The following is a 24,631-nucleotide window of genomic DNA, read 5'->3' as shown; positions in this document are numbered from 1 at the left end:
CAAACTTGATGGTCAGCAGACCCTAACCGTTATAAACAAAGTGCCATCCATTATTCAATAATGCAACTTTTTTATTAGTTCCTAAAAAACAATAAATTCACTTACGCAACCTCTAGTAATTTAGCATGAATTGATTGCACAACCTGATCTGACTCCTGCTGCTCAACTAAAAAGCACAGATTGTGCTTGCTCGCACCATGGCATATCAATCGAATATTAAACTCTGACAACACATCCATCAGGTTAAGTTGGCACTTCTTCAACTGGATCTCAGAACCTATCATGGCCACCAAAGTGAGATTATTTTCAACGGTCACATGACAAAACTCGCTAAGTTCATCCAAACAAGCTTGTTCTAGCTCTGGTCGAGAAGCATTCGGCGCATTATCCAGCGTAAGCGCAACACTAATTTCCGAAGTCGTTACCAAGTCAACTGATATATTGTAATTGCTTAAAATGGTGAAGATACGAGCCAAAAAGCCGCTAGCAAGAAGCATTTCAGGGCTCTTTAACGTCAATAGTATTTGGTTTTTGCGTTGTGTCACTGCGCGAATGCCTGCTTGCGCCGTTTTCTCTTTTTCAATCCAAGTGCCACCCGCTTGCGGATCACGGCTTGAACCAACAAATACTGAAATACCTTTACGACTCGCTGGCAATATCGTTGCGGGATGTAACACCTTAGCACCAAATGTCGCCATTTCTGCCGCTTCATCAAAACTCAAACGAGGAATAGGTCTAGCCTTTACACACAAACGCGGATCGGTACTGAAAATACCAACGACATCGGTCCAAATATGCACACTTGACGCGTCAATTGCCTCTGCTAACAATGCAGCACTATAGTCAGAACCGCCACGACCAAGCGTAGTCGTCTGGCCGTATTGGTCACTACCAATAAACCCTTGCGTCACCTGCACTGTGTCGCCAAGTAGCGCGACCAAATTGGTTTGCGCAGCTTCACGCGTAGCTGCAATATTCGGATTCGCTTTACCAAATTGATTATCTGTTTTAAGCACTTTACGCACATCAAAGCGCGACGCCTGAACCTGGTTATTACGTAGTATTTGGGTAAACAAATAAGAAGAAAAACGTTCGCCAAAGCTCAACATTTCATCGCATTGCTGTCTGCTAAGTGCAGGTAAACTCGCAAGGCTTTCAAATTCACTGAAAGTTTGCTTGTAACCCTCAGCAAGATCAGCATCCAAAGACACTTGGTCGATAATCGCTTGCTGTATGTTTTCAACCGCTGCAACAACCGCTTTGCGCCCGGCCTCATCTTCCTTTTGTTGGGTTAGCGTTACAAGGTGATTGGTTACGCCAGCACACGCACTCACAACGACCACTCGAACATTTGGGTTGTCACGAACAATATGAGCACAACGAGACATAGCCTCAAAGTCAGCGACACTGGTACCGCCAAATTTGGCTACAACATACTGCGAATTCATTTTCTCTCCTCTCGACTGTTGGCACAGTCAAATTTTATAAGGAGAACTCGGCATGGGATTTCTAAAAAGACGAACGCTTGAAATGACCTTTGCCAGAAGCTCTCCACCAATACGGTGACAGTTCCGAGGATTCAGCCTCGTAAACCGAAGAATCGTTGCGACGAGCAACTTTTCTCCTCGGCGAATACTTCCCTCACTAGTGGTCATTGGTCTCGTCACCTCACACTAACTACCTAAGCATCGCGCCTCTTCTGTTTATTTTGCCTTTGTTAATCTGAATAAAAGCAAAATAAAAGCCCGCAATAAATGCGGGCGATGTGAGAAAATTATCTTTTAGCCGTCTAGGTGTCAAGTTATTTATGAAAAACTTATCCCAAAGCGCTAAAAAATTAAATCCATTGGTCTTAAATAAGCTGACCCGCGAAATACGCGCCACTATATCCAATGGTATATGCGATAAGCAGGTAGATACTCATTTTAAGATAGCTTGAGAAGGTTAACGCTTTAACCTTACTCATTGCAATGATCCCCGCTGCAGAACCAATGATAAGCATAGAGCCACCAACCCCAGTCGCATAAGTAAAGGTTAGCCATTGCGCTGGAGTCATCGTAATATCTGCTTTTAATAGCGCAGCCGTCAAAGGCACGTTATCTACCGCCGCACTCATTAAACCGACCAAGTAGTTTGCGTATTCCGGTGCAAGATGCAGATATAAATCGGTAAACTTAGACAGTACACCGACCTCTTTCAACGCGCCAACTAATAAGAGCACACCCACAAAGAACAACAAGGTGTCGTATTCAATTTCACGGATATAGTCGATGATTTTCTTATTAACGTCTTTCTTGCGCATCAAGAATTGCGCCATTAAGAACATCAAAGACAAGCCAAATAAGAAAGTTAGCATCGGCGGTACATGGTATTGCACGCTTAAGAATAACGTAGCAAAAATGGTTGATAAGAAGATGAGCGCAATGGTGATATCGGTCTTTTCAATTCTGCGTAATTCTACCTTTTCAAAGGTAATTTTTTCATTCATACCAATAGAAAGCATGGCTGCTAACACAAATACACTCAACATCGACGGCATGATCAGCAATAAAAGGTCTGGGATCGTGACTTTATCGGCCAAAAATATCATCAAGGTGGTTACATCACCGGTGATCAATGATACCCCACCGGAGTTAACACTGAAGATAATTAACGTCGCATATTTTATTAACTTTTTCGGGTCAAGTTTCAAAGACATGACCACAGCTAATGAAATAAGCGTCGCAGTAATATTATCCGAGATGGATGAAAATATGAATGCAAAAGCACCGACCAAAAACATTAGCTTGCGTTCGCTAATATGGGTTGGCATGATCCGGTGAACAATATTTTGGATAAACCCTTTTGAGTTCAAGTAGGCGACAAACGTCATGGCAGCCATTAAAAACAGCCAAAGCGTCGCGATTTCCAAAATGTTATGGTCTAGCTCAATTTGTACAATTTCTGGGCTTTGACCATGAATTGGAGAGATAAAGGCGATAATCCAACATAAAGTACCAAAAAAAAGCGTTGTTTTGGCCTTGTTTACGTGAATAATATCTTCTATAACGATGAGTATAAAAGCGATGGCGATCAGGGTTAGAATAATGGGCGTGACCATAATGCGCAAACAACCTGTAATTAATTGTAACAAGGGGTGGGTTTGATTTCGGGGCGGATTCTAGCACCATCACAGACCCCATGCCACGTACAATAAACATTTTGTGACAAATTGATGAAGTAGTGATGAAACTTCTCTACTACACACTGGAAAGTTATGATCCCAGCAAAAAAATTATTAAATACGATAAATGAGCACTGGAATGTACTTGAGCTACTTTTTAAACGATTTAAGCTCGCTGATTTTAGTTTAAAAGATGTACAAAACATCCTAAAGCAGAAAAATCCTAGCTGGTCGAGTGAACGGATATATAAAGAAACCAATCGATTACTCCAACAAGAAATTATTATTCCTTTAGCTAAATCTTCACAGTTAGAAATCAACCGTGCAATCGCTGACTTCGCCAGCTTTCTCTTACAAGAAGAAAGCCTCGGTTTAGCGGAAGAGATCACGGTGCTGGTAAAAGACTTAGAAAGATTAGGTAATCGCATCGCACAAGCCGGTGAAGAGGCTGACTACTCTGAGCTACGCCGCTTTAGCCGCATTATGGACGAACGCGTTCGTAAAATTGTTAAGCTGTTCGAGCATAACGAAAGCGCTATCATGAACTTGGTTGAACAAGCAAAGTCTGACACCTCAACGCTGTCTCTTGGCATGAGATATAAAGCCGTATTAGAAGCGTTTGACGAATATATCGAACCTATGTTGGAAATGGTCGATATTCATGGCCCTTTCCAACGCTGCTTCGATCAGATAGAGCTTCAGGTCAGTGAGCAAATTGACGAGATTGAACAATTAGGCCGTGGTGCTGCAGACAAACGCATGCTGGAGCAGCTCAGAACACGCATTTTAGATATGCACCTCATTGGTAGAGAAAGTTTAAGCCGCAGTGCCGATCTCCTCATGCCGTTACGTGAAGAGCTACGCCGCAATACACTCATTACGCGGCAAGCCTCTAAAGTCCTTGGACAAATTAGAAAGCGCGGTGTTGACCGTTTACTCTCACCAGTTCAACCAGAATTTGTGTCAGACATTCAACGTTTTAACCTTGGGCAAAAGCGTCACATGGTCGCATATATGGCAAGTCTAGTTGAATTTGAGCATGAAGAATATCAGCTGCCCGATCACGACGATGTGCCAGCTTATCAAAGCCCTAACATTCCAGATTACAACTCGGTAAAAACGAGATTTCAACAAACCGGTAAAAAGCGCCAGGCACTATTGGGCTTTTTAAGCGATAGCTACCCTGATCTTGAAGCAGACGAAATGCTGTTCCTTTATCAAAAACTGATCAACGAATCTGACTTGGCACTTAGCCAAGAGCAACAAAAGAGTAAGATCACTATCGCATCGCATACCTTCTCTTTATATCCATTTAGTGCCAAAGCAAAACAAGATTAGCATTATGACGACAATTAACTTAGACATGCTCAATGAACTCCAAGCCATTAATAAAAAGCTGGTGAGCGGGTATCATATCAGTGAGCAAGACACTACCCTTTGGCAAGAGTTAGATCAGCAAATTGATAGCTATCAAGCGCTATTTTCAGCCTTAGGCCATGATTTACAGCACGATGCCCGTGGTTTTTATTATTTGGCAAGCGATGAAAGCACGCCAAATATGGGGAAAATTTCCCGTGCGATTGCCCTAACCATTTATATTTTGATTGAGCACTATGCCAACCAAGGTAAAGATCCGCTTCGCGTACTATTTGATGAAAGCTGCGATTTAGAGCTAATGCAAACCATAGTACAGCTCAATAAGCATCTTTTTGACCAGTTGGAGATTTTTTCGGGCTCAGATCTCAGAAAAGACGTGTTTTTACGTATGGTGAGATTGGGTCTAGCCCGTGAGGTTGAGCAAGGCTTTATGCTACTTGCACCGATTTATCGCTACATTGACGCGCTAATGGAAGTAAACGAAGAACAATATGATATTGAGGACGAGCTATGAGCGAGCAGTTGTACGGCCTAAGTAAACTCGCATTATTAAATACCGCCGGATACGCTAAGTGTGTCATTCCTCTGGATAAAAGTGCGTCTATCTGCGCCCCGAATAACACCGGTAAAAGCTCGGTGATCAATGCGCTACAGTTTCCACTTATCAACGATTTAAGACTGACTGAATGGGATGGCCACGATTTAGAAGAAACGCGTAAGTTCTACTTCTCTTCTGATCAATCCTATATTTTGCTTGAAGCCAACCTCCCCCACGGCGATGTGGTCATTGGCGTTGCGGGACTGGGTAAAATCGCCGGTTACGCGCATCAGTTTTTTTGCTATCAAGGCAAACTGAATCTTGATGATTACACCCAGGGTAAAAGTATCATCAAGTACACCAAGCTATTTAATCACTTACAGGAAAAACAACTTAAGCCTGTAGAGCTAAAAGCACAAGAACTTAATGCCCTGCTCACAGGTGGCGCCACACCATTTGATGGCGATATCAACCTGAAGATGATCCCACTGAATAATGTCCAAGATGCGCCTGTATATAAAGAAATATTCCGTCGTATTTTGAATCTGCACAAACTCGGTGCACAAGACGTAAAGCGCTTTATGCTCAAGGTGTTCGAACGCCATATGTCGAACTCGAAAGTCGATTTTTATGAAGTCTGGCGTCGCGCTTTTGATAAGGTTAACCGTGCGCGTCGTGAACTAAATGCGCTGGAGTCAATGCAAGAGCCAATTTCAGCCCTTGAGAAAATGCTTGAAAATGAGGCGGTATTAAAAGGTAAACTGGCGGCTTACGCACCGAAACTCGATTTAGCTTTGGTTGAATATGATAACTATCACAACGAGCAAATTGCAGAGCTGGCAACACAGCTAGAAGACATAGAAGCTGAAAAGCGCGAATTTGAGTCTAAGCAGCAGCTGTACGTCCAACAGTCTCGAGATATCGAGCGTAAACAAACCCAAATAGAACAATGGTTTACTGATTTCCACGCGTTAAAACGTGAATTTGAACTAACGAATCATGCAACGCTTAAAACCAATTTAACTCTGTTGAAAAAGGAATATGAGCAGCTTTCCTTCTCTATTAATAGTGCACAGGGGCAAAGTCTCCATACCCTTGATTTCCGCATCAACGAAACACAAAAGCAGATTAAGAGTTTAAAACTGCAACTCAAGAACCTTGAGTTCAACCTGTTTACTCGTATGCGTGAAGATCTTTCTTTAAAAGAAGTGGAAGAGATCTCACGGATCTTGAATCCGGATTTGTTATCGTTTTCAACCACCTCTCAAGGTGAAATTGATATCACCGACGAAGATGCCTTTGGCGCATTTTTGGAGTCCCTATCTAAGTCAGTTCAAGGTGGTGAGCTTAAAGTACCTGGTGCTACCGTTAAGTTGAAAAAACTGAGTCCAGTACAAATGCAAAGCGGTGAGAACAAAGCCCAACTGCAAGCACAGCTGGAGTCACTACAACAGTCGCTTAACGACTTAAAGCAGCAGCGTGAAGTCGCCGCAAACGTCGCTGAAAAACAAAAAGAACGTGATGCTCTATATGATGAACTAATGGCTACCGAAGCGGCCATGAAACGCTTTGAGCAATATCAAACCATGTTGCAATCGGTCGATGCTCAACAAGCACTAAAAGAGCAGCTAGAGATGGAACGAGAGCAAGTTGATGAATATTTACATGATATTCAACGTAATGCTGGTTCGATTTCAGACCGCCGCTCTATCATTAAAAGCAAGCAAGACTTGTTGGTGCGCCAAGCCGACCGCCTAAAGCAAGTGAAGTCAGAACGTATCGACCACACACTAGACCTATATTCGGGTAAGCTGGCACCGTATGAAATAGAAATTAACCTAGATTTTGATAACCTGTCTGAAGTGATCCACCAATTTAATAAAGATTGTAATGAGCTTAGAAACTTAGACGTTAATGTGCGTAATACCTACTTGCATATCTACAATGCTGGGATCACTAAGTTTGAAAACGAGTCAGACGTTACCATTAAGTATCAAAAACTCATCAGTGCCTATCACAATCTCGATAACGAACGAGATGCCGTCGATAAACAAGCACGAGTGGCACTCACTGAAGTGGCCGCAACCATTAAAGGACTGCGTCAAGACTTAGACCGCTTGCGCCGAGAGATGAACAGCTTTAACAAAGGCATAAGCCAACATCGGATCTCTAACTTGCAAGCGTTTAAGATTAATGTGATCCCTCGTAAAATGCTTATCGATAGCATAGACACCATTATCAGCACTTCAGATTTATACGAAAAAGGCGAAAGCTTAGACTTACTGAGCGAGCAGCCTAGTTCAGAAAAGTCTGTTAATGAGGCGAAAGATCACATCATCAAACTTGCAAGTGATAAAGCGGGATTGACGTTAACCGACCTCTTTGACATTCGCTTTGAAGTGGTCAACCGCGCGGGTGACATTGAACACTTCGATAAAATTGACTCGGCCGGCTCAAACGGTACACGGATCACCATCAAGCTTTTATGTGGCATGCTATTTATTCGCTATCTGGTATCTGATCAAGAACAAGCGATGTATCGTATCCCAATTTATATCGATGAAGCCGCAGATATCGACCCACAAAACCAAAAGGCCATTATCGAAACCGCACTAAGCTTTGGGTTTGTGCCAATTTTTGCATCGGTGAAACCACAGATCAGCTGTGACTACTTGGTGCCAATCCGCAGTGTTGCACAAGGTAGCCAAAACTGGGTGGATGAAAAAGACTGGATAGAAGTGGAACATTAATCCCAAGTTAATGTCTTAGATACAATTATTAAAGGGTGCTTGTCTCTACCATTTAACGCCTTAACACGTTAAGGTAGAGCAAACATCCGACTAAGGAGTAAAGACACATGTTTAAGAATATTGTTATCGCCACTTTGGTGCTGATATTAGCGGCCTGCGCCAAAACCCCTGATTGGGATTATGATAAGTCTGTACAATTCACTAACTACAAAACCTATGCTTGGTCACCTGAAGCGGACCTAAAAAATAATGGTCGTGAATACCAAGTCAATGACTTAATGGAAAAGCGGATCCGCAGTGCAATTCAAAACGAAATGAGCAAACAAGGTTTCACCCTCACCGATCCGCAATCGGCTGACTTACTGGTTAACTATCACGCATCAGTTGATACAAAAATTGAATCTGACTCACTTCACACCACGTATGGCGCGCGTTGGAATTACTGGGGTATTGGCTGGCAAACACAGACCACAACACGTGAATATGAAGTGGGCACGCTAGTACTCGATATGATAGACAAAGCGTCTAACCAGCTAGTTTGGCGTGGAGCAAAAGAAGGTCGCTTACGTAGCAATCAATCACCGGATCAAAGAACAGAGTCAATAAACAAAACCATCTCAGAACTATTGGCTAACTTCCCTCCCAAAGCACAGCATTAAGTTTTATAAGTGGAGTATGTATTACTCCACTTCTACATCTACATCTACATCTACATCTACATCTACATCTACATCTACATCTACATCTACATCTACATCTACATCTTCCAAAAATCTATCACCATAATGCAAACTCTAAAAATAGCCAAACAGCCCACCAACAAACCCATAAAATTAACATAAATTCAACACAACTTCATTCTCAGCGTAAGCTTCGCCATGCCCCAAGCTAGGCTCATCAAATAAAAAACCAATAAACAATTACAATCCAATGACTTACAAAAAATTAAGTTGAAGAAAATAAGTGCAAACCAACGTCACACTCTAACAAGTTAAAATAAAAAATTTGACACTGCATTATCATTTAATGTACAAATATTTCGAGGATGTGTCCTCAAGGTATAATTTAACTTTTAAGAAGGAATTAAAAATGATCGTTGAAGCACCAAAAGAAAAAATTTCTGTTGCAGAAAAACTAGATGCGTTAAAAGCTAGCTTTTCAGATCAAACACTAAATATTGCAAACGTTGACCAATCTCGTGTTGATAGCATTGCGATTGCTCCACCAATTACCGCTTGGAACTGGTCTAAGTCGTTCGAGAAGTAACCACCTTTTGGTTGATTAGCTGTTAAAGATGTGCAGTGTTAACAGCTTTATTTAGGACGAATGTTATGAATATTTTAACGAGCGAATTACCCAGTTGTCTGAAGTTTGAGAACGACTCCTTTGTTGAGATATTTACGCGATGTAAATTAACATTAATGATAGATATCATTGAGAAAGAGGTATTATCAAACAAACCGCTCTCAGAATTGTTTGATAAGCTCTCTGAAAGACTGTCAACTAATGATCTGTACCAGCTTTTAAAATTACCAAGATTTTGGAATACATTGATCGCACGCCGTGGTGATGAAAAATATCAATCAACGATAGAGAGATTACTAATTACAGAACTTTCTTTCTTGGAATTTAACCCTGACTATATTATCCAAAGTGATTTCATTGATGAAACCTCAGTCACTTGGAACTTACGCGGTAATCTTGGTTATCAAGCATCCTCAGATAAACTGTTTAAAAATCAAAATGTTCATCCCGACTCAAACATTCTTCTAGACTACTTTAGTGACCTAGCAAGAGGTGTCCAAAAAGATATTCCTTGGGACGATACGGGCATTACTCCAGAGCTTATTCAATGCTCGACTCCAAAAATTTACAATGCGCTAGATTACATAAAAGCGGTTTCAGATCCGTGCTACACAATTTTAAAAGAGAGCATTTGCTCAATAGCAATCCGGTTTGATAAGACAAAAAATCGCTTTAACTGTGCTTCAACTAATATTAGCAATGGCTTAATTGTCTTGATTAATCCTAATCTTAGTGAGGTGAGTGTTGAAACAATTGCCGATGCTATCGTTCATGAGATGACACATAATCTATTTGACCTAGCTGAATTGTATGAGCCGTGTCTACCAACAAAATTTCACTCTCGTATCATCAAATCGCCTTGGACAGGTAGAATGTTAGATCCAAATACCTATATTCAAGCCTGTTACACTTGGTATGGTTTGAAGAATTTCTGGCGAAAGGCGTATGCTTATGAGCCTTCAGATAATGCATATTATTATCTACAACAAGCATCTAGAGGCTTTTCATCATCAAGCTTTTTAGATGCTATCACTGATTCAAAGTTTGAAATAGAACAAAGACTATTCGACACGCTCAAAAATTTGCAGAGTTTAGGTAGTTAAGATGTCTAAACTATTGAGCGATGGAAAAGCACTTTCCGCTGTCACTGGGGTTTTATCTTTATCACTGGGCGCTGTCTTACTTGGATTGATGTTTATTTTTTTTCTAGCAGACAGCTCTATAAATTCAGGACTTTCCAGCGACATATATAAAATTGAAACCCAATTTAACCTACCATCCGGTGAAACCGTGGTAAGCTCTAAAGCGCCTGCTGCACTTATACCTGTATTAGAAAAAGATCAAGCTGTAAAAAGGGTAGGCAAAGTTTATCGTGAGAATATAACTATATTATATAATGATATAGAATTAAAAGGCACTGAAGTCTATGCATTAGATAAAACTGCACAACTCATGCTAAATCTAGGCTCTGAAGAGCTGGGTATAAGTGGAGCTTTCATCTCGTCCACGCTCGCTGAAAAGATAGCGGAAGATAATAGTAAAATAATTGGAAAAACAATAAAAATAAACAATACTGGTTTATATAGAATAGAGAAAGTAATAAAAATAGATGACACCTTATCAATCCAACCAGATGTGATTGTTAACTTCGATCATTTATATAATGGAAAAATAAAAGAAAGTTATACTGATTGGTATGACACTCATCTTCATCTATTTGTCGAACTGGTAAACAGAAATGACCTAGATCTAGAAAAAATCGTTAGTAGTAACGCACCGCAGATCCCTGGGGCACCTTTCACCCCAAGTTCATTTATTAACCTTTCAAAAAGAGCAGTTTCAGATCTTCATTATGATAGGAATCACCCTGACGCGCTTGGAATTACATTTTCAAAATCAAGCTTATATCTAATCTTTGGAATCTGCATATTTTCTTTCATTCTTGGAACCGTTGGATTTTTAAGCTCGATAATCTCAATAAAAGTCTCTCAATTAGATCGTATAAAAACATTAACAAGCATTGGCGGTAGCGAAATACAGATTATCTTTATTTCTCTACTAGAAAACAAAAATTCTCTTATCATAGCCAATATCACATCAGCTATATTACTTTACCTTATCCTTCCACCTCTTTCCGGTGAGTTTGATATTTTATCTACGGTCAACACAGAGGAAAAGTTATTTACATTATCCTTGATAATAATAACAATTACATCCCTATACACTCTATCTAATGTGTTTGTTATTAAGAGAGTTCTGTCCTATCAAAGCAATGAGTCCATCACCAAATCGACAGGACTAAAAACGATGTGGCTTACAAAAGTCACTGTGTTTCTTCAGATGTTAATCACTTCTATTGTAATTTTTATCGCAGTTAGCTTAACTTATGAACTGTTTACCGAAAAAAAGGCCGACTACGGCTACGATATCGCAAAAAGCCACTTTATAAAGCTAGATGGTGTTAATGATGTAAGTCCTATTACACTGAGAAATAAAATCAATGCCGAATATGGAGAAGTTTCTGCTGTAGCTAGCTGGCACCCATTTGATAAATCATCACACTTTGTCACGGTTTCCACAGCACAACAAAAAATAGATCAGAATATCACACCAATTAACTACTTTTATGCAGGTGAAGAATTTATAAAAGTATTTGGTCTAAATCCGCTAGACTTAGACAGTATCATTCACTCAAATTATGACAGCCATATAAATGGAAAGACAAGGGTTGTAGTAACTCAAGCATTCGCAAATTTATATGACAATATTCCTATCGAAAAGTTATCAATGCATAAATTTTATGCTGACTTAGGGAATGGCGTAGAAGAAATTGAAATAGTTAAAGTAGTTAGTGACTTTTTTTTAAGTAAGGTAAAACCATTTCATGATCCTATTATGATTGTCCTTAATGAAGAGAAAGCAACATCGGTATTACTTAACACTTCTAACCGAATTGTCGATCGTATAAGCATAAATAATAAATTAGATTTTAGCTCAAGCTATGCAGCACTTGAGTCAGAGTATTCAGACTTATCAAAAATCGCCAATTATTTACTTTGGGTTGTCGCTCTGAACATAGTTTTGATTTCCCTCAATACAATTGCCAACAGCTTAGTTGATGTAGAGCGTAATAGTTACACTCTAGATATAATGAAGCAACTAGGAGCTGGATTGAAAGATATCTTTTCTTACACCCTAAAAAACAATATTTATTTATATACTTTTTCTTCTTTAGTTGGAACTTGCATTGGTTATTATATTCTTAAAGACAACCTTTTGATATCTGATAACTTCTCCTTTGGTTTTACGAGCTATATATTTTCTTCTATGGCCATCGCAGCCATCTTCATCAGCGTGATAATTCTTAGCTTTTTTGTTGTTAGCAAAAAGTATCTAGAGAGGCAGTAAAGATTTAAATGGACACTATAATAGAAAACCCTAAAGGTAAGCGTAAAAAGATAGTAGCGTTCTTCTTATTAATGACATTCATCTTTTTCTTTCTTTTATTCCACAGCAACAAGTCGATATCAAGTATACCATATGAAAAAGCAAAAATTATTGCCGTAACAAACTCTCATTCAGCAATTACATCTATAGGTACGATACGTCCGATGAAATCTATCAAGCTGTCCTCTGACATTGGCGGCAGAGTAAAAAGCTTTATCAATCGGCAACATACACTTGTAGAAAAGGGAGATGTTATTTTAGAGCTAGAAAACTATGACTACACATTAAAGTTGACAGAAAAAATGGCTCAAATATCAGAACAGATTAGTAATTTGGAAAATATGAGATTAAATTTGAGGCGTGAGCTTACCTCTTCAAAGCTGTCATTAGAAGATGCCCTTTATAACGTAGATGTACTTGAAAGAGAACTAGATCAAAAACTCAGGTTATTAGAAAAGAATCTTTCTCAAAAATCAGATGTAGAAGACGTAAAAAGTAACCTGACTCGATGGAAAGAGAAACAAGGTGTTCTGACTAATTACTACCAATCACAACATAATCAAATTACACATCAGCTAAAGCAGATTGGTGAAACGGTGGAAATACTAAATAGTTTGCTACTCAAGCTTCAGGAGAGCGAGCAGCAACTTCTTATTAGGGCCCCTATCACAGGCAACCTTGTTGGCTTTGATGTCGAGTCAGGACAACAGATATTGCCTAAAGAAGAATTTGCTTCCCTAGATATGGTGGGTGAATACTTAATTGAAGTAGAGTTAAATGAATTTTATCTAGAGCGAATCAATAAAGAAACAAGAGCTACAGCCAAGATAGACAATAAAAATATTAACTTAAAGATATTAAAAATATTCCCATTAATTAAGCAGGGAAAGTTCAAAATGAACCTTGAGATGCCAAATACCGATGAATGGCAAGGTAACATTAAAGTCGGCCAATCTGTCGAAATAGAACTTGCCAATAGCGATAAGAATATCCTACCTACACTTCCAGCCGAAGCAACGTTTCAAAAAGGTGATACCACATTCGTATATCTTCACTCGGATAAACAGAGTAAGGCTATTAGGACTCCTATCCTTATTAAGGAAAGGATTGGGGATCGAGTAGTGATTGATGCTCCTATGGTGTTAGGTAAAAGCGTCGTAATTTTAGATTGGAACAAAAAATATAAGGAGGAATTATACATTGAATAGCGTCATTCAACTTGAGTGCGTGTGTAAGCACTTCTATACAAATAAAATTAAAACTACTGCCTTAAATAAAGTATCTCTACAAGTTGATAAAGGTGAATTTATTGCCATTACAGGAAAGTCAGGTTCAGGAAAATCAACATTACTCAACGCAATTGGATTATTCTCGAATATTGACTCCGGTAGTTTACATTTAAATGGTTTTGATGTTTCAGCGATATCTCAAAAAAAGAAATTAAAGTACAGAAGAGAACATTTGGGGTATGTGTTCCAGTCTTTCAATTTAATCCCTGATCTATCAGTGTTGGATAATATTATGTTGCCACTCAAATTTAGGGGTGTGCCACACAAAGATAGACTAGGACTGGCAGAGCAAGAATTAGAGCGTATGGAATTAATTGCGAGGAAAGATCATTACCCTAGTCAATTATCTGGCGGTCAACAACAGCGGGTTGCGATTGCCCGAACAATGGCGTGCAAACCAAGTATTATTCTTGCGGATGAACCGACGGGAAATCTGGATGAAAAAACTGGCCAGCGGGTCTTAGATATACTGCTGGAAGTAAATGACACAAGCGCTTCTACAATCATAATGGTAACGCACAGCGCTGCTGCAGCAAGTGTTGCAGGTAGGCGAGTAAGTATGGTTGATGGTGAATTAGTTAATTAAGGAAAATAAATTATGCTCGGTGATATTTCTATTAAAGTTATTGATGCTGCAGAAAACAGTAAAGAAACCGTAGACATAGAAGTGAGTGATTATCAGTACTCTCGCTTAGCATCTCAACTTATTGGTGAGATCAAAGACTATGATATTTTAGACGATGAAGAATTAGCTCTTTTCAGAGAAGAAAAAGCAAGCGATTTCAAAGCAAAGCCACTAAAAGCAAGTAAAGTTGTAGTTGTACTCAAGGCTACACGTCTATGCAACTTACGCTGTACATATTGCCATTCGTGGGCAGAAGGACCGAATCAATCTATAAAATTCGAAAACCTCGTTTCAATTGTTAAACGAATATTAGCAATCCCAAATGTATCTCGAGTGGAGTTTGTTTGGCACGGTGGTGAAGTAACACTTCTTAGACCATTGTTCTTCAAAAAGTTGATTTGGTTACAAGAACAATTTAGACGCCCAGATCACTTCATCACCAATACTATGCAATCAAACGCAGTTAATATATCGGATGAGTGGCTCACTTTCTTAAAAGGCATTGGCATGTCCGTGGGAATTAGCTTTGATGGTGTACCAGAAATCAATGATACTCGGAGACTTGACGTCCGAGGAAGACCAACCAGCATTAAGGTTGCTGAAGGAATTCGACGGCTTAAGCATCATGGTATAGCCTACGGTGCTTTAATAGTCGTCGACAAAGATGTTTACAACTTAGATCCTGAACGACTTTTAAGCTATTTACACTCAATTGAATTAAATGACATAGAATTTCTGAACATCGTCCCAGATAACCGAGCAAAGCCTGGTGATGATATCGGTAATGCCTACATTAGCTACAAAGAATACATTGAATTTTTAAGCTGCGTTTATCGTGTTTGGTACGGGCACTACAAAGACAAAGTTAGAATCAGAATGTTTGAAAATTTTATCGATGTTTTATCGGATAAAACTAAGCAACTTTCCGCTTGTTATTGGGCAGGAAATTGCTCTCAAGAAATAATCACTGTCGAACCAAACGGTGATGTTTCACCTTGTGATAAGTATGTTGGGGATATTGGCAGTATTTACGGCTCACTTCTAAATTCAGATCTAGCCACCCTGCTCGAAAAGTCAAATCATAATCAAGCATCTGTAAAAGAAGAAATTGACGCGACGGATCGTATGCGAGAGTGTGAATGGTTCTCAATTTGTAATGGTGGTTGTCCGCATGACAGAGTGATAAATGCTCGCCATGTCGAAGACTATAATGATAAATGTTGTGGAACTGGTAAATTACTTAGAGTTATCGAAGAGTCAATATAAAGAATGATATTTATCCCAGAAGGTATTGTTTTTCAAAAACTTAAAACTCTATGTGCGAAACAGCACTTTACGCTATTCATTGTGGCTGTACTTAATGTTTTAGTCGTCATCAGTTCATTTGGCATTGCCTATACTGTTGAGCTACTGTTTCAAGAGTCAGTCACGAGAGAACGTTTAAACTATTTTGTCTCATTTATCTTGCTTTTATTAATTACATTCGTGCTTTCGAATGGCTTGAGGCAAAAACTCGTATTTGATATAAAGGAAATGCTAAGCAATAAACTACTTAGCTTTGCAATGGGGAGAATGCTATATAAGCAACAAGAGTTATTTGACGTTACTTCCCCTTCCAAGCTTTATTCTAATATCGACTATGATGTTAAAGCTATAAACACCTACGTCCACTTTATTTTAAGCATTTTCTTTCAAGCTTCCGGCACTTTATTGTGTGGCCTAATTTATTTATTAGCCACCAGTTTGTATATGACTTTGCTTTCAATAGTCACCGTTCCGCTGGTTATTCTTATCATTTTTAAAGTAAGCCAGCGAGTTTCAGAGGCCAACACCCATAAACGGGAAACCGTTGCTAATCTAAACTCGACAATCATTGAATCATTATCAGGTATACAATCAATAAAAATCCATAGAATGGAAACTTTACTGGGAGAACAAATAGAATCGGGAGCGAGTCAAGTCTACAATGCAACTAAAAGACTTCATTCTTTAGAATCTATTGTATCTGGATTAATCATTTTTGGCAGTTTCTCTAGCGTAATCTTTGTTTTGTGGGTAGGCGGGTTGAATGTCATAGAAGGTTCAATGGCGTCGGGAGAATTAGTCGCGTTCATTATGGTATTATTACTGATGTCGTACTCTTTCGCCTCAATAAGTGACATAAACTCCGTTACAACGAAGGCTCGAAACGCAGTCAGCAGCTTAGATAGTTTACTAAATCAAGATCCCGCTGAACGGCTAGCTTCCGCCACCAAAGATACGTCAACACACAATAAAATTGAATTAACCGACCTGTCGTTTAAATATCAAAAGGCAGATTCTGAATCATTATGTGCTATAACGCATAAATTTAAAGAGCATGAAGTTTACTCTATTATCGGCCGATCAGGCTCCGGGAAAAGCACTTTAATTAAGCTAATTGCGGGTTTATATCAAAGCTATCTAGGTGAAATTCTCATTCATCAGAATCAAAAAAACTCACAATCGACTCACCAAAAGGTCACGATGGTCGAACAAGATCCTTTCTTTTTCAGTGGACCACTTTGGCAAAATATCACTCTACAACTCAGTTTTGATAATGTCGACGAGTTAAAGCTCAAGCGAGTGTCTCAGCTCTCAAACTTCGATGTCGTCATGCAAAGCAATGGCTTCACCTTTAATAGCGAAGTCACCTTGAATGCCGCAAATTTATCTGGTGGAGAAAAACAGAGACTAGCGATAGCAAGAGCGCTATATTCAGACAGTGATATACTCATTTTAGATGAAGCTACAAACTCTCTCGATCTCGCCACTGAATCCGGTCTTCATAGTCACTTAAAAGAAATAGCAAAAAATAAAACTGTACTAATAATCACACATAACCTAAATAGCATCTACCTTTCAGATCAGGTTATCGTAGTTGATAGCGGGCAGATCGTGGCTACTGATACGCCACAAAATATAATAAAGAATGAACACTTTAGAAAAATAAGCAAAAACCCCGAAACCTTACAAAAGGAGTGTTGAGAATGGAGTTAAATTATAAAGTCATCATCATTGGTGCTGGACCTGCGGGCTTACAATTAAGCTATTATCTTAACAAAGTAAATGTGTCCCATATTGTTTTGGAACGTGCAAAAGTTGCAGGAAGCTTCTTTGAAACTTATCCAGTCCATCGTAAATTGATATCGATAAATAAGGTAAACACGGGCTTTGATAATAAAGAGAAGAACCTTAGATGGGACTGGAATTCACTACTAAATGGCGACGATAAGTTTTCTTTTAAAGACTTTGATAAATCTTACTATCCGAGTGCGGACAACCTTGTGAAATACCTTGGTGAATTCGCGACAAAATACGAGTTACCTATTCATTACGAAACCCACGTTGCAAAGGTTACAAAAGACGACCACCAATTTACAGTCGTCGATGGTAACGGTAAAGAATATGTAAGTGAGATCTTAGTTGATGCCACAGGGATCGGCGAACTCAACATTCCTAATATAAAAGGCATTGAGCACTCTATAGCCTATACAGAAATGAATAACGACGTAGCTCAATTCACAAATAAGAAAGTACTCATATTAGGGAAAGGTAACTCGGCATTTGAAACAGCTGATAGCTTATTAGAAGTCTCATCAAACACCCATTTAATAAGCCCAGATGATTTCAATTTTGCTTGGGTCAGCCACTACCCCGGGCATTTACGCTCAGTGAATCAGGCGTTTCTAGATACTTTTTTCTTGAAACAGCAAAACGCGATCTTAAACGGAAAAATTGCATCAATTGAACAGTTAGATTCTGGGCAGTATTTGGTAGATATGATTTTTTCAGAGGATGGAGAATCAGAAAAAAACACTTATGATTACGTCATAAACTGTACAGGGTTTAAGTGTAACTTCGATCACTACGCACCAAGTACTTTTCCTGAGTTGTGCTTAAAAAACATGTTTCCTAAGCTTAATCATAAATGGGAAAGTAGTAATATTCCGAATCTGTTTTTTTGCGGAGCGAATATGCAATGCAATGACTACAAAGATTCCTCAACTCCTTTTATACACGGAATTAGGCATAACGCGGAGTCATTATCTGAAATAATTATCAAGAAATTGAATCTTGTAGCCCAGCAAAGTAGAAAGCAACTTGATTCTTCTTCGGAATTATACAATGAGATCAGCGAGCGTATAAAATCAGCAACCACAATTTGGTTTTTGTTTGGGAACGCTTATGATTTGTATTCAAAGAAACCAAATGGTGGCTTTGAATTTTTTGAAAGCGTCCCAAAACTTGTTTACGAAAATGAGGAACAGTTTAAGCAATTTTCAGGTTTTAGATTGGAATTTAGCTACCGCATACCAAGTGATAAAGATGAGCAACTCAAGTTTTCTCAACATGGTTTTTTACATCCTGTAGTCAGCAAGTATAAAAATGGTGAGCTAGTCGATGAGGTTCATATGTTAGAAGATATCTATGGTGAATGGGAAGATTTAAGCAAGTTGGACAATGGTATAAAGGAACTAATTGTATCTAATTTCGCGTAAGTATTAACAACGCAAGTAAGCTAGGAGTTCCCGTTAGTTTACTTGCGTTGATAGGATTGCCAAACTAGCTACTTGTTGCAACTGCTTTAGTATCATGACTTTTGCGAACGCCACTTAGCATAAATAATAGAGACAAAATATAACGTCGACTCATAATGCTTCCTTACTTAGATTTTTAGTTTTTAACTCATTAATTATCTTTGCATCCATCCAGTAGATGTCGACATTGGAATTCTCGTTATCCATCCCTCGATTAAACGTAAGCGTACGGCTAACTACACCTAGAGGCTAACATGCCAGGGCAGTAAACTGTCGATATCGTACTGTGGCTGGGCTAATTCGTTTAAGCAATGCATCACATAATCGAATGGGGTGTGGCCGTTTGCTCTGGCTGTTTCGATCACGCTGTAGAGGATTGCGCTACTCTCAGCGCCACTTGTGGTGAAGCTAAACAGCCAGTTCTTTCGCCCTATGACGAACGGTTTGATAGCGCGCTCTGCCCGGTTGTTGTCTATCTTTAGATGTCCGTCATCGAGGTAGCGAATGAGTTTCGGCCACTGCCTTAGCGTATAGTGGACGGCCTCGCCCAGCTTCGATTTTGGTACCACCGTTTGTGCTGATTTATCTAACCAGGTTTTAAACTGGGCCAGCAGCGGTGCGCTTTGTTGTACCCGTGCAGCCTGCCGCTCCTCTGCGCTTGCTGTTTTGTTTGCAGTCTCAACTCGATATAACTTTTGAATATGGTTGAGCGCCCAGTTCGCTTTACCAGTTTTACCCTTGGCCTGCGCATCTGCGGTTTCTTTGAACTTGCGTCTTGCGTGCGCCCAGCAACCAACCAGTGTCGCCTGCGTTTGCTCATAGCCTGCATAGCCGTCAACTTGCAGATAGCCGTTGTAGCCCTGTAAAAATGCCACAGGACAGCGACCCGCACGACTATTCTGATAGTCGAACAGGGCAATATTGGGGATGCTTTCCTCTGCCACAGGCGAGTCCGTGCCGCTGCAATACAGCCACATGTAACCGGTCTGTTTGTCTTCTTTCACCACCTTAACCGTGGTTTCATCGCCGTGCAGTACCGGTTGCTGTAGCAACACTTCGTGCAGCCTGTCATAGAGCGGCTTGAATAAACTGGCGCAGCGGATCACCCAATCCGCCATGGTTTGCCTGCTCAGTGCGATACCATATTGTTTGAACAGGCTTTCCTGCCGATACAGCGGTAAGCCATACTGATATTTACTGGTGATGATCTGGCTCAGCAAACTGGCCGTGGCAATACCTTTCGGGACCGGGCTCGGTGGGACTGGGGCTTGTTTTATCTCAACCCGGGTTTGTGTTTTTTCACAGTGCCGGCAGCTGTATTTTGGTCTGACATGTTCGATGACTTTGACCTGGGCCGGGATAAACTCCAGCTTTTCGCTCACATCCTCGCCCATTTTGTGCAGCTCACCGCCACAGCAGTCACATTGTTTGTTGTCGATGTCATGCACAACACGTTCGCGGGGCAGATCTTTTGGCAGTGGCTGACGTGTCGGCTTTTTGCGCTGATATTCGATGGTTTCCACGTCTTGCTCAGGTGCTTCTTCAACCAGCGTTTCGGCTTCATTGAACAAGTCAGCTTGTGCAGGGTGCGACTCACTGCTGGCCCCGAAGCGTTTTTGCTGGGCCAGTCTGAATTGTTCTTCGAGGTAGTTATTACGCGCCTGAAGCTGAGCAATGATCTGCTTCAACTGCTGAGGATCATCAGGCAGTTTATTCATTTCTTTCATRCAGTCTACTGTATCAACAGAGTAACTGTTTTTAAATTAATAGCTTAGATTAATTCGTGATCTAAAAACCCCTGTTATGATCATACGTTATAACCATAGCTGAGCGGCTTGTGGGCAATGACCGATAAGCCAGACAATAACCACTGCCATTGTTCGGCGCTGAGTGTAATGACGTCATCGTCTTCTTTGTCGGGCCATTTAAACTTGTCTTTTTCAAGGCGCTTGTACCACAAGGCAAAGCCGGTTTTATCCCAATATAACACCTTCAGCTTGTCCTTGTTTTTATTGCAAAACGCAAACACCTGACCGCTCATCGCGTGTGCTGCCATTTCTTGCTCAACAATCGCCGAGAGGCCATTGATGGATTTACGAAAGTCTACTGGCTGGCGGTGCAAGTAAACAGACTCATTGTGCCAGCAGATCAAGACAGCGCCCTGAGCAGTGCAGCCAACCACAGAGCATCTGTGTTTGATGGCAACAACACCGTATTCTGACCATGCTTGAGCTGTAACAACTCAGGCAGAGAAACGGACTCAGATGCAGCAGGCTTAGCGGCAATAAAAGATGACTCAGGTGGTTTTTTAGTGCGAAGTTTACTTCGGCGATTATAAAAAGACTTGGTACTAAGGTTGTGCTGCGTGCAGAAGTCAGTGACAGACAAACCACTGAGTTCCTGTTGTTCGATAAGTTGCAGCCATTGCTCTGCGGTTTTGTGTTTAGGCATGGTCAGCTCCGAATTGAGGTCAGAGTTGTACTTTATAGGCTGAGCGTATTCAGTAGCTAGGTGTGGTTCAGGCGACGCTTACGCTCATCCGACTAGTATTTGGACAGAAATGTTTTAGGTCGTCGGCTGTATTAGGCGAATTTCGCATAAAAATTTCTATGGGTTAACGCCGCATTTGGGTATGAGCAACGCAACCACGAAACTTAAACATACCACCGTAAACATCGCACTCAAAAATGGAATGAAAAATGCCATGCGTTGGGAATCACTCTTAAATGCTTTGTTAGGGCAATTTTTATAAACTCGTAACTTTGACGTTCCTCTTACCATTTTTCGTTTCACGCCAAACCTCTACTCTGAATTGATCTACAGCTGGCGGAGGTGTTCGAGGCTGAGGTGTACGTGGCTGTTTCGGTGGCTTACTAGGAGTTGCCAATTCTTCTCCGTTTTCATCAATTAGCTTCAACTCCATTTGTTCAGGAATTATGAAAGTCTGCTCTAAGGATTTCTTCAATTCGCTGTAAAACTCAGGAACTTCTTTTAGTTCTTCGCCAAAGATAGCTTCAGTCTCTTTCATCGCCATTTCTACAGTTAATTCGCCACGTTGAACTTTGACAAATAGACTTTCTATACGAGCAAGAGACTCACCTCTTTTTCGTAATTTGGGCTTAACTCTTGTGAGATCGAATGGAAAACTGGCTCTTTCTCCCAAGTAATCACCAACGGCTTTAACTTGGTTATGTATTGTCTGTAAACCTGAAATGAACGAACCATATTGGGCAATACCAAAATACAAAACACTTGCTGTTGCGAGTATTTTACCTTTAGCTTTGATCGACCCCTCTTCAACCTCTAGAACGAGGGAGTAGTCTTTTAAATCAAGGTTTTTTTCAACATAAGCTTCCCATTCATCGAATAGCTGTGTTGAATAATTTTCAAAGTCCTCACGAGGTAAACTTGGTACACCAATATAAAAATCAACCGTTCCTATATTTGCCATTCTTACTCCTTTCGCAAAACTCTAATTGCCCTAACGCCTAGCTCACCGGAAAAATGCGAGCACAGCGAGTAATTTTTCCGGTGCAGCTACTTGTTAGGCGCTGCATTCTACTTCTTTGGATTTACTCCAAATCTCTTGGTAAATCTCTTTTTTTGCCAATGCTATAGGTGTTTGCAGCGGGATTAAATACGTAGCCTTTTTGCCAGCATCTTTTATGGAACCGCCCATAATCCACGCCACATCATGATCTATGAATATAATTCTATCGTGCAGTTCTTTGCTACGCCTTAGCTCGATGTCAGTACCATACTGCGCTTTATGCTTTTCAGCATAGGCACTAATATCTTTAGAGTACCGGTCAGCTAGAATTTTAATGCCCAGCTCTGGATTGGCAGAAGAAAGATAGGCATCAAACGCTTCACCATTAAAGTATGGATCTACAATCATTACCTCAGATTCTGCTGAGTTCACTACGTCCTTTAGGTCTGCAAAGAACCGGTAAACATCACCAGGTGCGTAGGCACTACCTATATCACTTCTGTCTTCAAGTTCGAGCTCAAGCTTTATTTCCTCGATTGCATCTAGAACTTGACCCTGAATCTGAACAATTGCGTGCTTCCAATATTGAACAAGAGTATTGAATGAAGATTGGAATTTAACTTTTTTGTCGATTCCAAGGCGAGACAGTAACGCGCCAACTTTCGACAGCCACTGGCGCTGAGGAGATGACGTGTCCATTACTGCCTGATCTCCAAACTCTGGTGCGTTTTCTAAAGCTTCGGTTAGCTTAAGAAGCAATATGTGTTTCTCAATAGGCCCATCGCCTTCGAGCTTTTTCATCATTCTTTGAAGTTGATCAGTCATATGATGCCTAAGTTGTGTTTGCGCCTAACATTTTATTCATGCGCATGCGCGTTTACCTCGTTAGACCAGTGAAAACGCGCGCAGTTAACTATCAGTATGCAAAGAACTTATCAGCATTCTGCTAAATATACCATCTGGAAAAATGCGCATGCGCGTTTCCCAAACCTATTATTTCAAATCAAAAACAAATAACCTATTGATAAAAATAACATTTTTAATTTATTCATACGTAAACGCGCAAAATTTTTTTCATTATTTTCCTTGATATCCGAGAACTTCAGATAACACTGTATATGTACACAGCCACATAAGGTAAGCAGTTATCATGAGTCTAAAAAGCCCATTTCTGAAAGGTCTTCAGGAAGAAATGCGTATGCGTGGTTACAGCATTAGTACAGAAAAAACCTACCTATATTGGATTAAGGCATTCATTAACTTTCACCACAAGCGTCACCCTGAGACAATCGGAACGGAAGAGGTTACACAATTTTTAGTCTTCCTTGCCGACCAACGAAATGTGGCTATCAACACACAAAAAATTGCACTTAACGCGTTAGCCTATTTGAGAGGAAAATAAGTGACATATATGGACGTTCGCTCTGAAGGGAAAAAGGAAACGCAAACAACTTAAAAGCATTAAAATATCTATATTTTTTCAATGTATTAGAAAACAGTTGTAAAAAAGGAGATATCTGAAGGCTAGATACTTAATAAAAACGCAGCAACCCAAGGTGCTCGCACAAGTGGTTTTGAGGCGTTGCGCTATGTTCAAATACAAAACACGACGCAACAATTAAATAAGTTTGTAGTTAGTTTTAAGATTTGTTTTCGCATTTTATCGTCTCTTCCCCAAGACGATAGGCATTATTTGCCAGCACATAAGTTCCCGAAATAATAGCAGTAGTAGGAACGAGTATCGGCGTTAATATAATTCCACTCACGGAATAATACGTATTGGTTTCATCTGCAACATCGACTATCTTTAGGGTTTTTCTATCCGATGAAATCTCGCACTTGTTGGTGTGAGCAGTATCTTGCACAGGCATTACCACACAAGCGCTTAGTGAGATTACCGGTAACATAATCAGTCTGTTTAATTTCATCACCTTTCCTTGAATTTAGTTTTCAATACTTTCATGACGTAGCTCTTGGACATTACCTCCCTCTAAAGGTTCCCTGTGCTTTACGCTTAAACTGCGCCAAACTGGTATTGCTTTCTACAGTTTTCAGTCTTGATCCAACAGCGATTATGGCTCAATAAAT

Annotated in this window: 20 protein-coding genes, 1 pseudogene and 1 riboswitch; of the genes and pseudogenes, 13 read left to right on the top strand and 8 right to left on the bottom strand. The window is 40.1% G+C overall.

Features of this window, described 5'->3' with window-relative positions:
- Window positions 1-101: 101 nt before the first annotated feature.
- Both lysC and nhaD read right to left on the bottom strand, forming a co-directional pair.
- The gene (lysC, locus tag PNC201_RS07250) at window positions 102-1,448 is read right to left on the bottom strand and encodes a lysine-sensitive aspartokinase 3 (protein WP_102056625.1); all 1,347 of its coding nucleotides are present in this window, start codon (window positions 1,446-1,448) and stop codon (window positions 102-104) included.
- Window positions 1,449-1,536: 88 nt separating this feature from the next.
- A riboswitch (Lysine riboswitch) is annotated at window positions 1,537-1,707 on the bottom strand.
- 145 nt (window positions 1,708-1,852) lie between these two features.
- Window positions 1,853-3,100 (bottom strand): sodium:proton antiporter NhaD, encoded by a 1,248-nt coding sequence (gene nhaD / locus PNC201_RS07245; RefSeq protein ID WP_102056624.1) that lies wholly within the window; start codon window positions 3,098-3,100, stop codon window positions 1,853-1,855.
- Window positions 3,101-3,256: 156 nt separating this feature from the next.
- On the opposite strand from nhaD, the gene PNC201_RS07240 reads away from it, so the two are divergent.
- From PNC201_RS07240 to PNC201_RS07185, 12 genes are all read left to right on the top strand, one after another.
- A complete protein-coding gene (locus PNC201_RS07240) occupies window positions 3,257-4,501 on the top strand; it encodes a hypothetical protein (protein ID WP_102056623.1) in 1,245 nt (414 codons plus the stop codon).
- A 4-nt stretch (window positions 4,502-4,505) separates the two neighbouring features.
- The gene (locus PNC201_RS07235; RefSeq protein WP_010371906.1) at window positions 4,506-5,054 is read left to right on the top strand and encodes a condensin complex protein MksE; all 549 of its coding nucleotides are present in this window, start codon (window positions 4,506-4,508) and stop codon (window positions 5,052-5,054) included.
- Window positions 5,051-7,828, top strand: a complete 2,778-nt coding sequence (locus PNC201_RS07230) for an ATPase (RefSeq protein WP_102056622.1) — start codon at window positions 5,051-5,053, stop codon at window positions 7,826-7,828. The genes PNC201_RS07235 and PNC201_RS07230 overlap by 4 nt, the downstream gene beginning before the upstream one ends.
- 107 nt (window positions 7,829-7,935) lie before the next feature.
- The gene (locus tag PNC201_RS07225; RefSeq protein WP_102056621.1) at window positions 7,936-8,487 is read left to right on the top strand and encodes a DUF4136 domain-containing protein; all 552 of its coding nucleotides are present in this window, start codon (window positions 7,936-7,938) and stop codon (window positions 8,485-8,487) included.
- A 430-nt stretch (window positions 8,488-8,917) separates the two neighbouring features.
- Window positions 8,918-9,094, top strand: a complete 177-nt coding sequence (gene darA / locus PNC201_RS23240) for a darobactin family peptide antibiotic (protein WP_157782782.1) — start codon at window positions 8,918-8,920, stop codon at window positions 9,092-9,094.
- Between the two features lie 65 nt (window positions 9,095-9,159).
- Window positions 9,160-10,236 carry a hypothetical protein gene (locus tag PNC201_RS07215; protein ID WP_010604507.1) on the top strand — a complete coding sequence of 359 codons (1,077 nt, stop codon included), beginning with the start codon at window positions 9,160-9,162 and terminating at the stop codon, window positions 10,234-10,236.
- Between the two features lies 1 nt (window position 10,237).
- Window positions 10,238-12,541, top strand: a complete 2,304-nt coding sequence (gene darB, locus PNC201_RS07210; protein WP_102056620.1) for a darobactin export ABC transporter permease subunit — start codon at window positions 10,238-10,240, stop codon at window positions 12,539-12,541.
- 8 nt (window positions 12,542-12,549) lie between these two features.
- Complete coding sequence (locus PNC201_RS07205) at window positions 12,550-13,788, top strand: HlyD family efflux transporter periplasmic adaptor subunit (protein WP_102056619.1); 1,239 nt, start codon at window positions 12,550-12,552, stop codon at window positions 13,786-13,788.
- The gene (locus PNC201_RS07200) at window positions 13,781-14,455 is read left to right on the top strand and encodes an ABC transporter ATP-binding protein (protein ID WP_102056618.1); all 675 of its coding nucleotides are present in this window, start codon (window positions 13,781-13,783) and stop codon (window positions 14,453-14,455) included. The genes PNC201_RS07205 and PNC201_RS07200 overlap by 8 nt, the downstream gene beginning before the upstream one ends.
- Before the next feature lie 12 nt (window positions 14,456-14,467).
- Window positions 14,468-15,760 carry a darobactin maturation radical SAM/SPASM protein DarE gene (darE, locus tag PNC201_RS07195; RefSeq protein ID WP_010604503.1) on the top strand — a complete coding sequence of 431 codons (1,293 nt, stop codon included), beginning with the start codon at window positions 14,468-14,470 and terminating at the stop codon, window positions 15,758-15,760.
- A gap of 3 nt (window positions 15,761-15,763) precedes the next feature.
- Window positions 15,764-17,500: an ABC transporter ATP-binding protein gene (locus PNC201_RS07190; RefSeq protein ID WP_102056617.1), complete on the top strand. Its 1,737-nt coding sequence runs from the start codon at window positions 15,764-15,766 to the stop codon at window positions 17,498-17,500.
- 2 nt (window positions 17,501-17,502) lie between these two features.
- On the top strand, window positions 17,503-19,014 hold the full coding sequence (locus PNC201_RS07185; protein WP_102056616.1) for an NAD(P)-binding domain-containing protein: 1,512 nt from the start codon (window positions 17,503-17,505) through the stop codon (window positions 19,012-19,014).
- 281 nt (window positions 19,015-19,295) lie between these two features.
- Here the strand turns inward: PNC201_RS07185 and tnpC are convergent, their stop codons facing one another.
- From tnpC to PNC201_RS07160, 5 genes are all read right to left on the bottom strand, one after another.
- The gene (gene tnpC / locus PNC201_RS07180; RefSeq protein ID WP_102057857.1) at window positions 19,296-20,771 is read right to left on the bottom strand and encodes an IS66 family transposase; all 1,476 of its coding nucleotides are present in this window, start codon (window positions 20,769-20,771) and stop codon (window positions 19,296-19,298) included.
- Between the two features lie 89 nt (window positions 20,772-20,860).
- Window positions 20,861-21,205, bottom strand: coding sequence for an IS66 family insertion sequence element accessory protein TnpB (gene tnpB, locus PNC201_RS07175; protein ID WP_102056525.1), 345 nt, complete (start codon window positions 21,203-21,205; stop codon window positions 20,861-20,863).
- Window positions 21,202-21,504 (bottom strand): IS66 family insertion sequence element accessory protein TnpA, encoded by a 303-nt coding sequence (gene tnpA / locus PNC201_RS07170; protein WP_102056524.1) that lies wholly within the window; start codon window positions 21,502-21,504, stop codon window positions 21,202-21,204. The genes tnpB and tnpA overlap by 4 nt, the downstream gene beginning before the upstream one ends.
- 295 nt (window positions 21,505-21,799) lie before the next feature.
- Window positions 21,800-22,504 carry a hypothetical protein gene (locus PNC201_RS07165; protein ID WP_102056615.1) on the bottom strand — a complete coding sequence of 235 codons (705 nt, stop codon included), beginning with the start codon at window positions 22,502-22,504 and terminating at the stop codon, window positions 21,800-21,802.
- A 93-nt stretch (window positions 22,505-22,597) separates the two neighbouring features.
- The gene (locus tag PNC201_RS07160; RefSeq protein WP_102056614.1) at window positions 22,598-23,368 is read right to left on the bottom strand and encodes a hypothetical protein; all 771 of its coding nucleotides are present in this window, start codon (window positions 23,366-23,368) and stop codon (window positions 22,598-22,600) included.
- A gap of 325 nt (window positions 23,369-23,693) precedes the next feature.
- On the opposite strand from PNC201_RS07160, the pseudogene PNC201_RS07155 reads away from it, so the two are divergent.
- Window positions 23,694-23,942: pseudogene (locus tag PNC201_RS07155) on the top strand (site-specific integrase); the annotation flags it as partial.
- 241 nt (window positions 23,943-24,183) lie between these two features.
- On the opposite strand, the gene PNC201_RS07150 reads toward PNC201_RS07155, so the two are convergent.
- Window positions 24,184-24,471 carry a hypothetical protein gene (locus tag PNC201_RS07150; RefSeq protein WP_039495561.1) on the bottom strand — a complete coding sequence of 96 codons (288 nt, stop codon included), beginning with the start codon at window positions 24,469-24,471 and terminating at the stop codon, window positions 24,184-24,186.
- Window positions 24,472-24,631: the final 160 nt, after the last annotated feature.

Origin of the sequence: Pseudoalteromonas sp. NC201 (assembly GCF_002850255.1) — a bacterium.
Lineage (GTDB): Bacteria > Pseudomonadota > Gammaproteobacteria > Enterobacterales > Alteromonadaceae > Pseudoalteromonas.
This window is presented reverse-complemented; position numbering and strand designations above follow the sequence as displayed.

Excerpts from the sequence above, each read along its gene's own strand:
- PNC201_RS07205 (WP_102056619.1), top strand. The coding sequence starts at position 12,550 with ATGGACACTATAATAGAAAACCCTAAAGGTAAGCGTAAAAAGATAGTA.
- PNC201_RS07215 (WP_010604507.1), top strand. The coding sequence starts at position 9,160 with ATGAATATTTTAACGAGCGAATTACCCAGTTGTCTGAAGTTTGAGAAC.
- PNC201_RS07165 (WP_102056615.1), bottom strand. The coding sequence starts at position 22,504 with ATGGCAAATATAGGAACGGTTGATTTTTATATTGGTGTACCAAGTTTA.
- PNC201_RS07190 (WP_102056617.1), top strand. The coding sequence starts at position 15,764 with ATGATATTTATCCCAGAAGGTATTGTTTTTCAAAAACTTAAAACTCTA.
- darB (WP_102056620.1), top strand. The coding sequence starts at position 10,238 with ATGTCTAAACTATTGAGCGATGGAAAAGCACTTTCCGCTGTCACTGGG.
- tnpA (WP_102056524.1), bottom strand. The coding sequence starts at position 21,504 with ATGCCTAAACACAAAACCGCAGAGCAATGGCTGCAACTTATCGAACAA.
- darE (WP_010604503.1), top strand. The coding sequence starts at position 14,468 with ATGCTCGGTGATATTTCTATTAAAGTTATTGATGCTGCAGAAAACAGT.
- tnpC (WP_102057857.1), bottom strand. The coding sequence starts at position 20,771 with ATGAATAAACTGCCTGATGATCCTCAGCAGTTGAAGCAGATCATTGCT.
- PNC201_RS07185 (WP_102056616.1), top strand. The coding sequence starts at position 17,503 with ATGGAGTTAAATTATAAAGTCATCATCATTGGTGCTGGACCTGCGGGC.
- PNC201_RS07235 (WP_010371906.1), top strand. The coding sequence starts at position 4,506 with ATGACGACAATTAACTTAGACATGCTCAATGAACTCCAAGCCATTAAT.
- PNC201_RS07160 (WP_102056614.1), bottom strand. The coding sequence starts at position 23,368 with ATGACTGATCAACTTCAAAGAATGATGAAAAAGCTCGAAGGCGATGGG.
- nhaD (WP_102056624.1), bottom strand. The coding sequence starts at position 3,100 with ATGGTCACGCCCATTATTCTAACCCTGATCGCCATCGCTTTTATACTC.
- PNC201_RS07225 (WP_102056621.1), top strand. The coding sequence starts at position 7,936 with ATGTTTAAGAATATTGTTATCGCCACTTTGGTGCTGATATTAGCGGCC.
- PNC201_RS07240 (WP_102056623.1), top strand. The coding sequence starts at position 3,257 with ATGATCCCAGCAAAAAAATTATTAAATACGATAAATGAGCACTGGAAT.
- lysC (WP_102056625.1), bottom strand. The coding sequence starts at position 1,448 with ATGAATTCGCAGTATGTTGTAGCCAAATTTGGCGGTACCAGTGTCGCT.
- PNC201_RS07230 (WP_102056622.1), top strand. The coding sequence starts at position 5,051 with ATGAGCGAGCAGTTGTACGGCCTAAGTAAACTCGCATTATTAAATACC.
- darA (WP_157782782.1), top strand. The coding sequence starts at position 8,918 with ATGATCGTTGAAGCACCAAAAGAAAAAATTTCTGTTGCAGAAAAACTA.
- PNC201_RS07150 (WP_039495561.1), bottom strand. The coding sequence starts at position 24,471 with ATGAAATTAAACAGACTGATTATGTTACCGGTAATCTCACTAAGCGCT.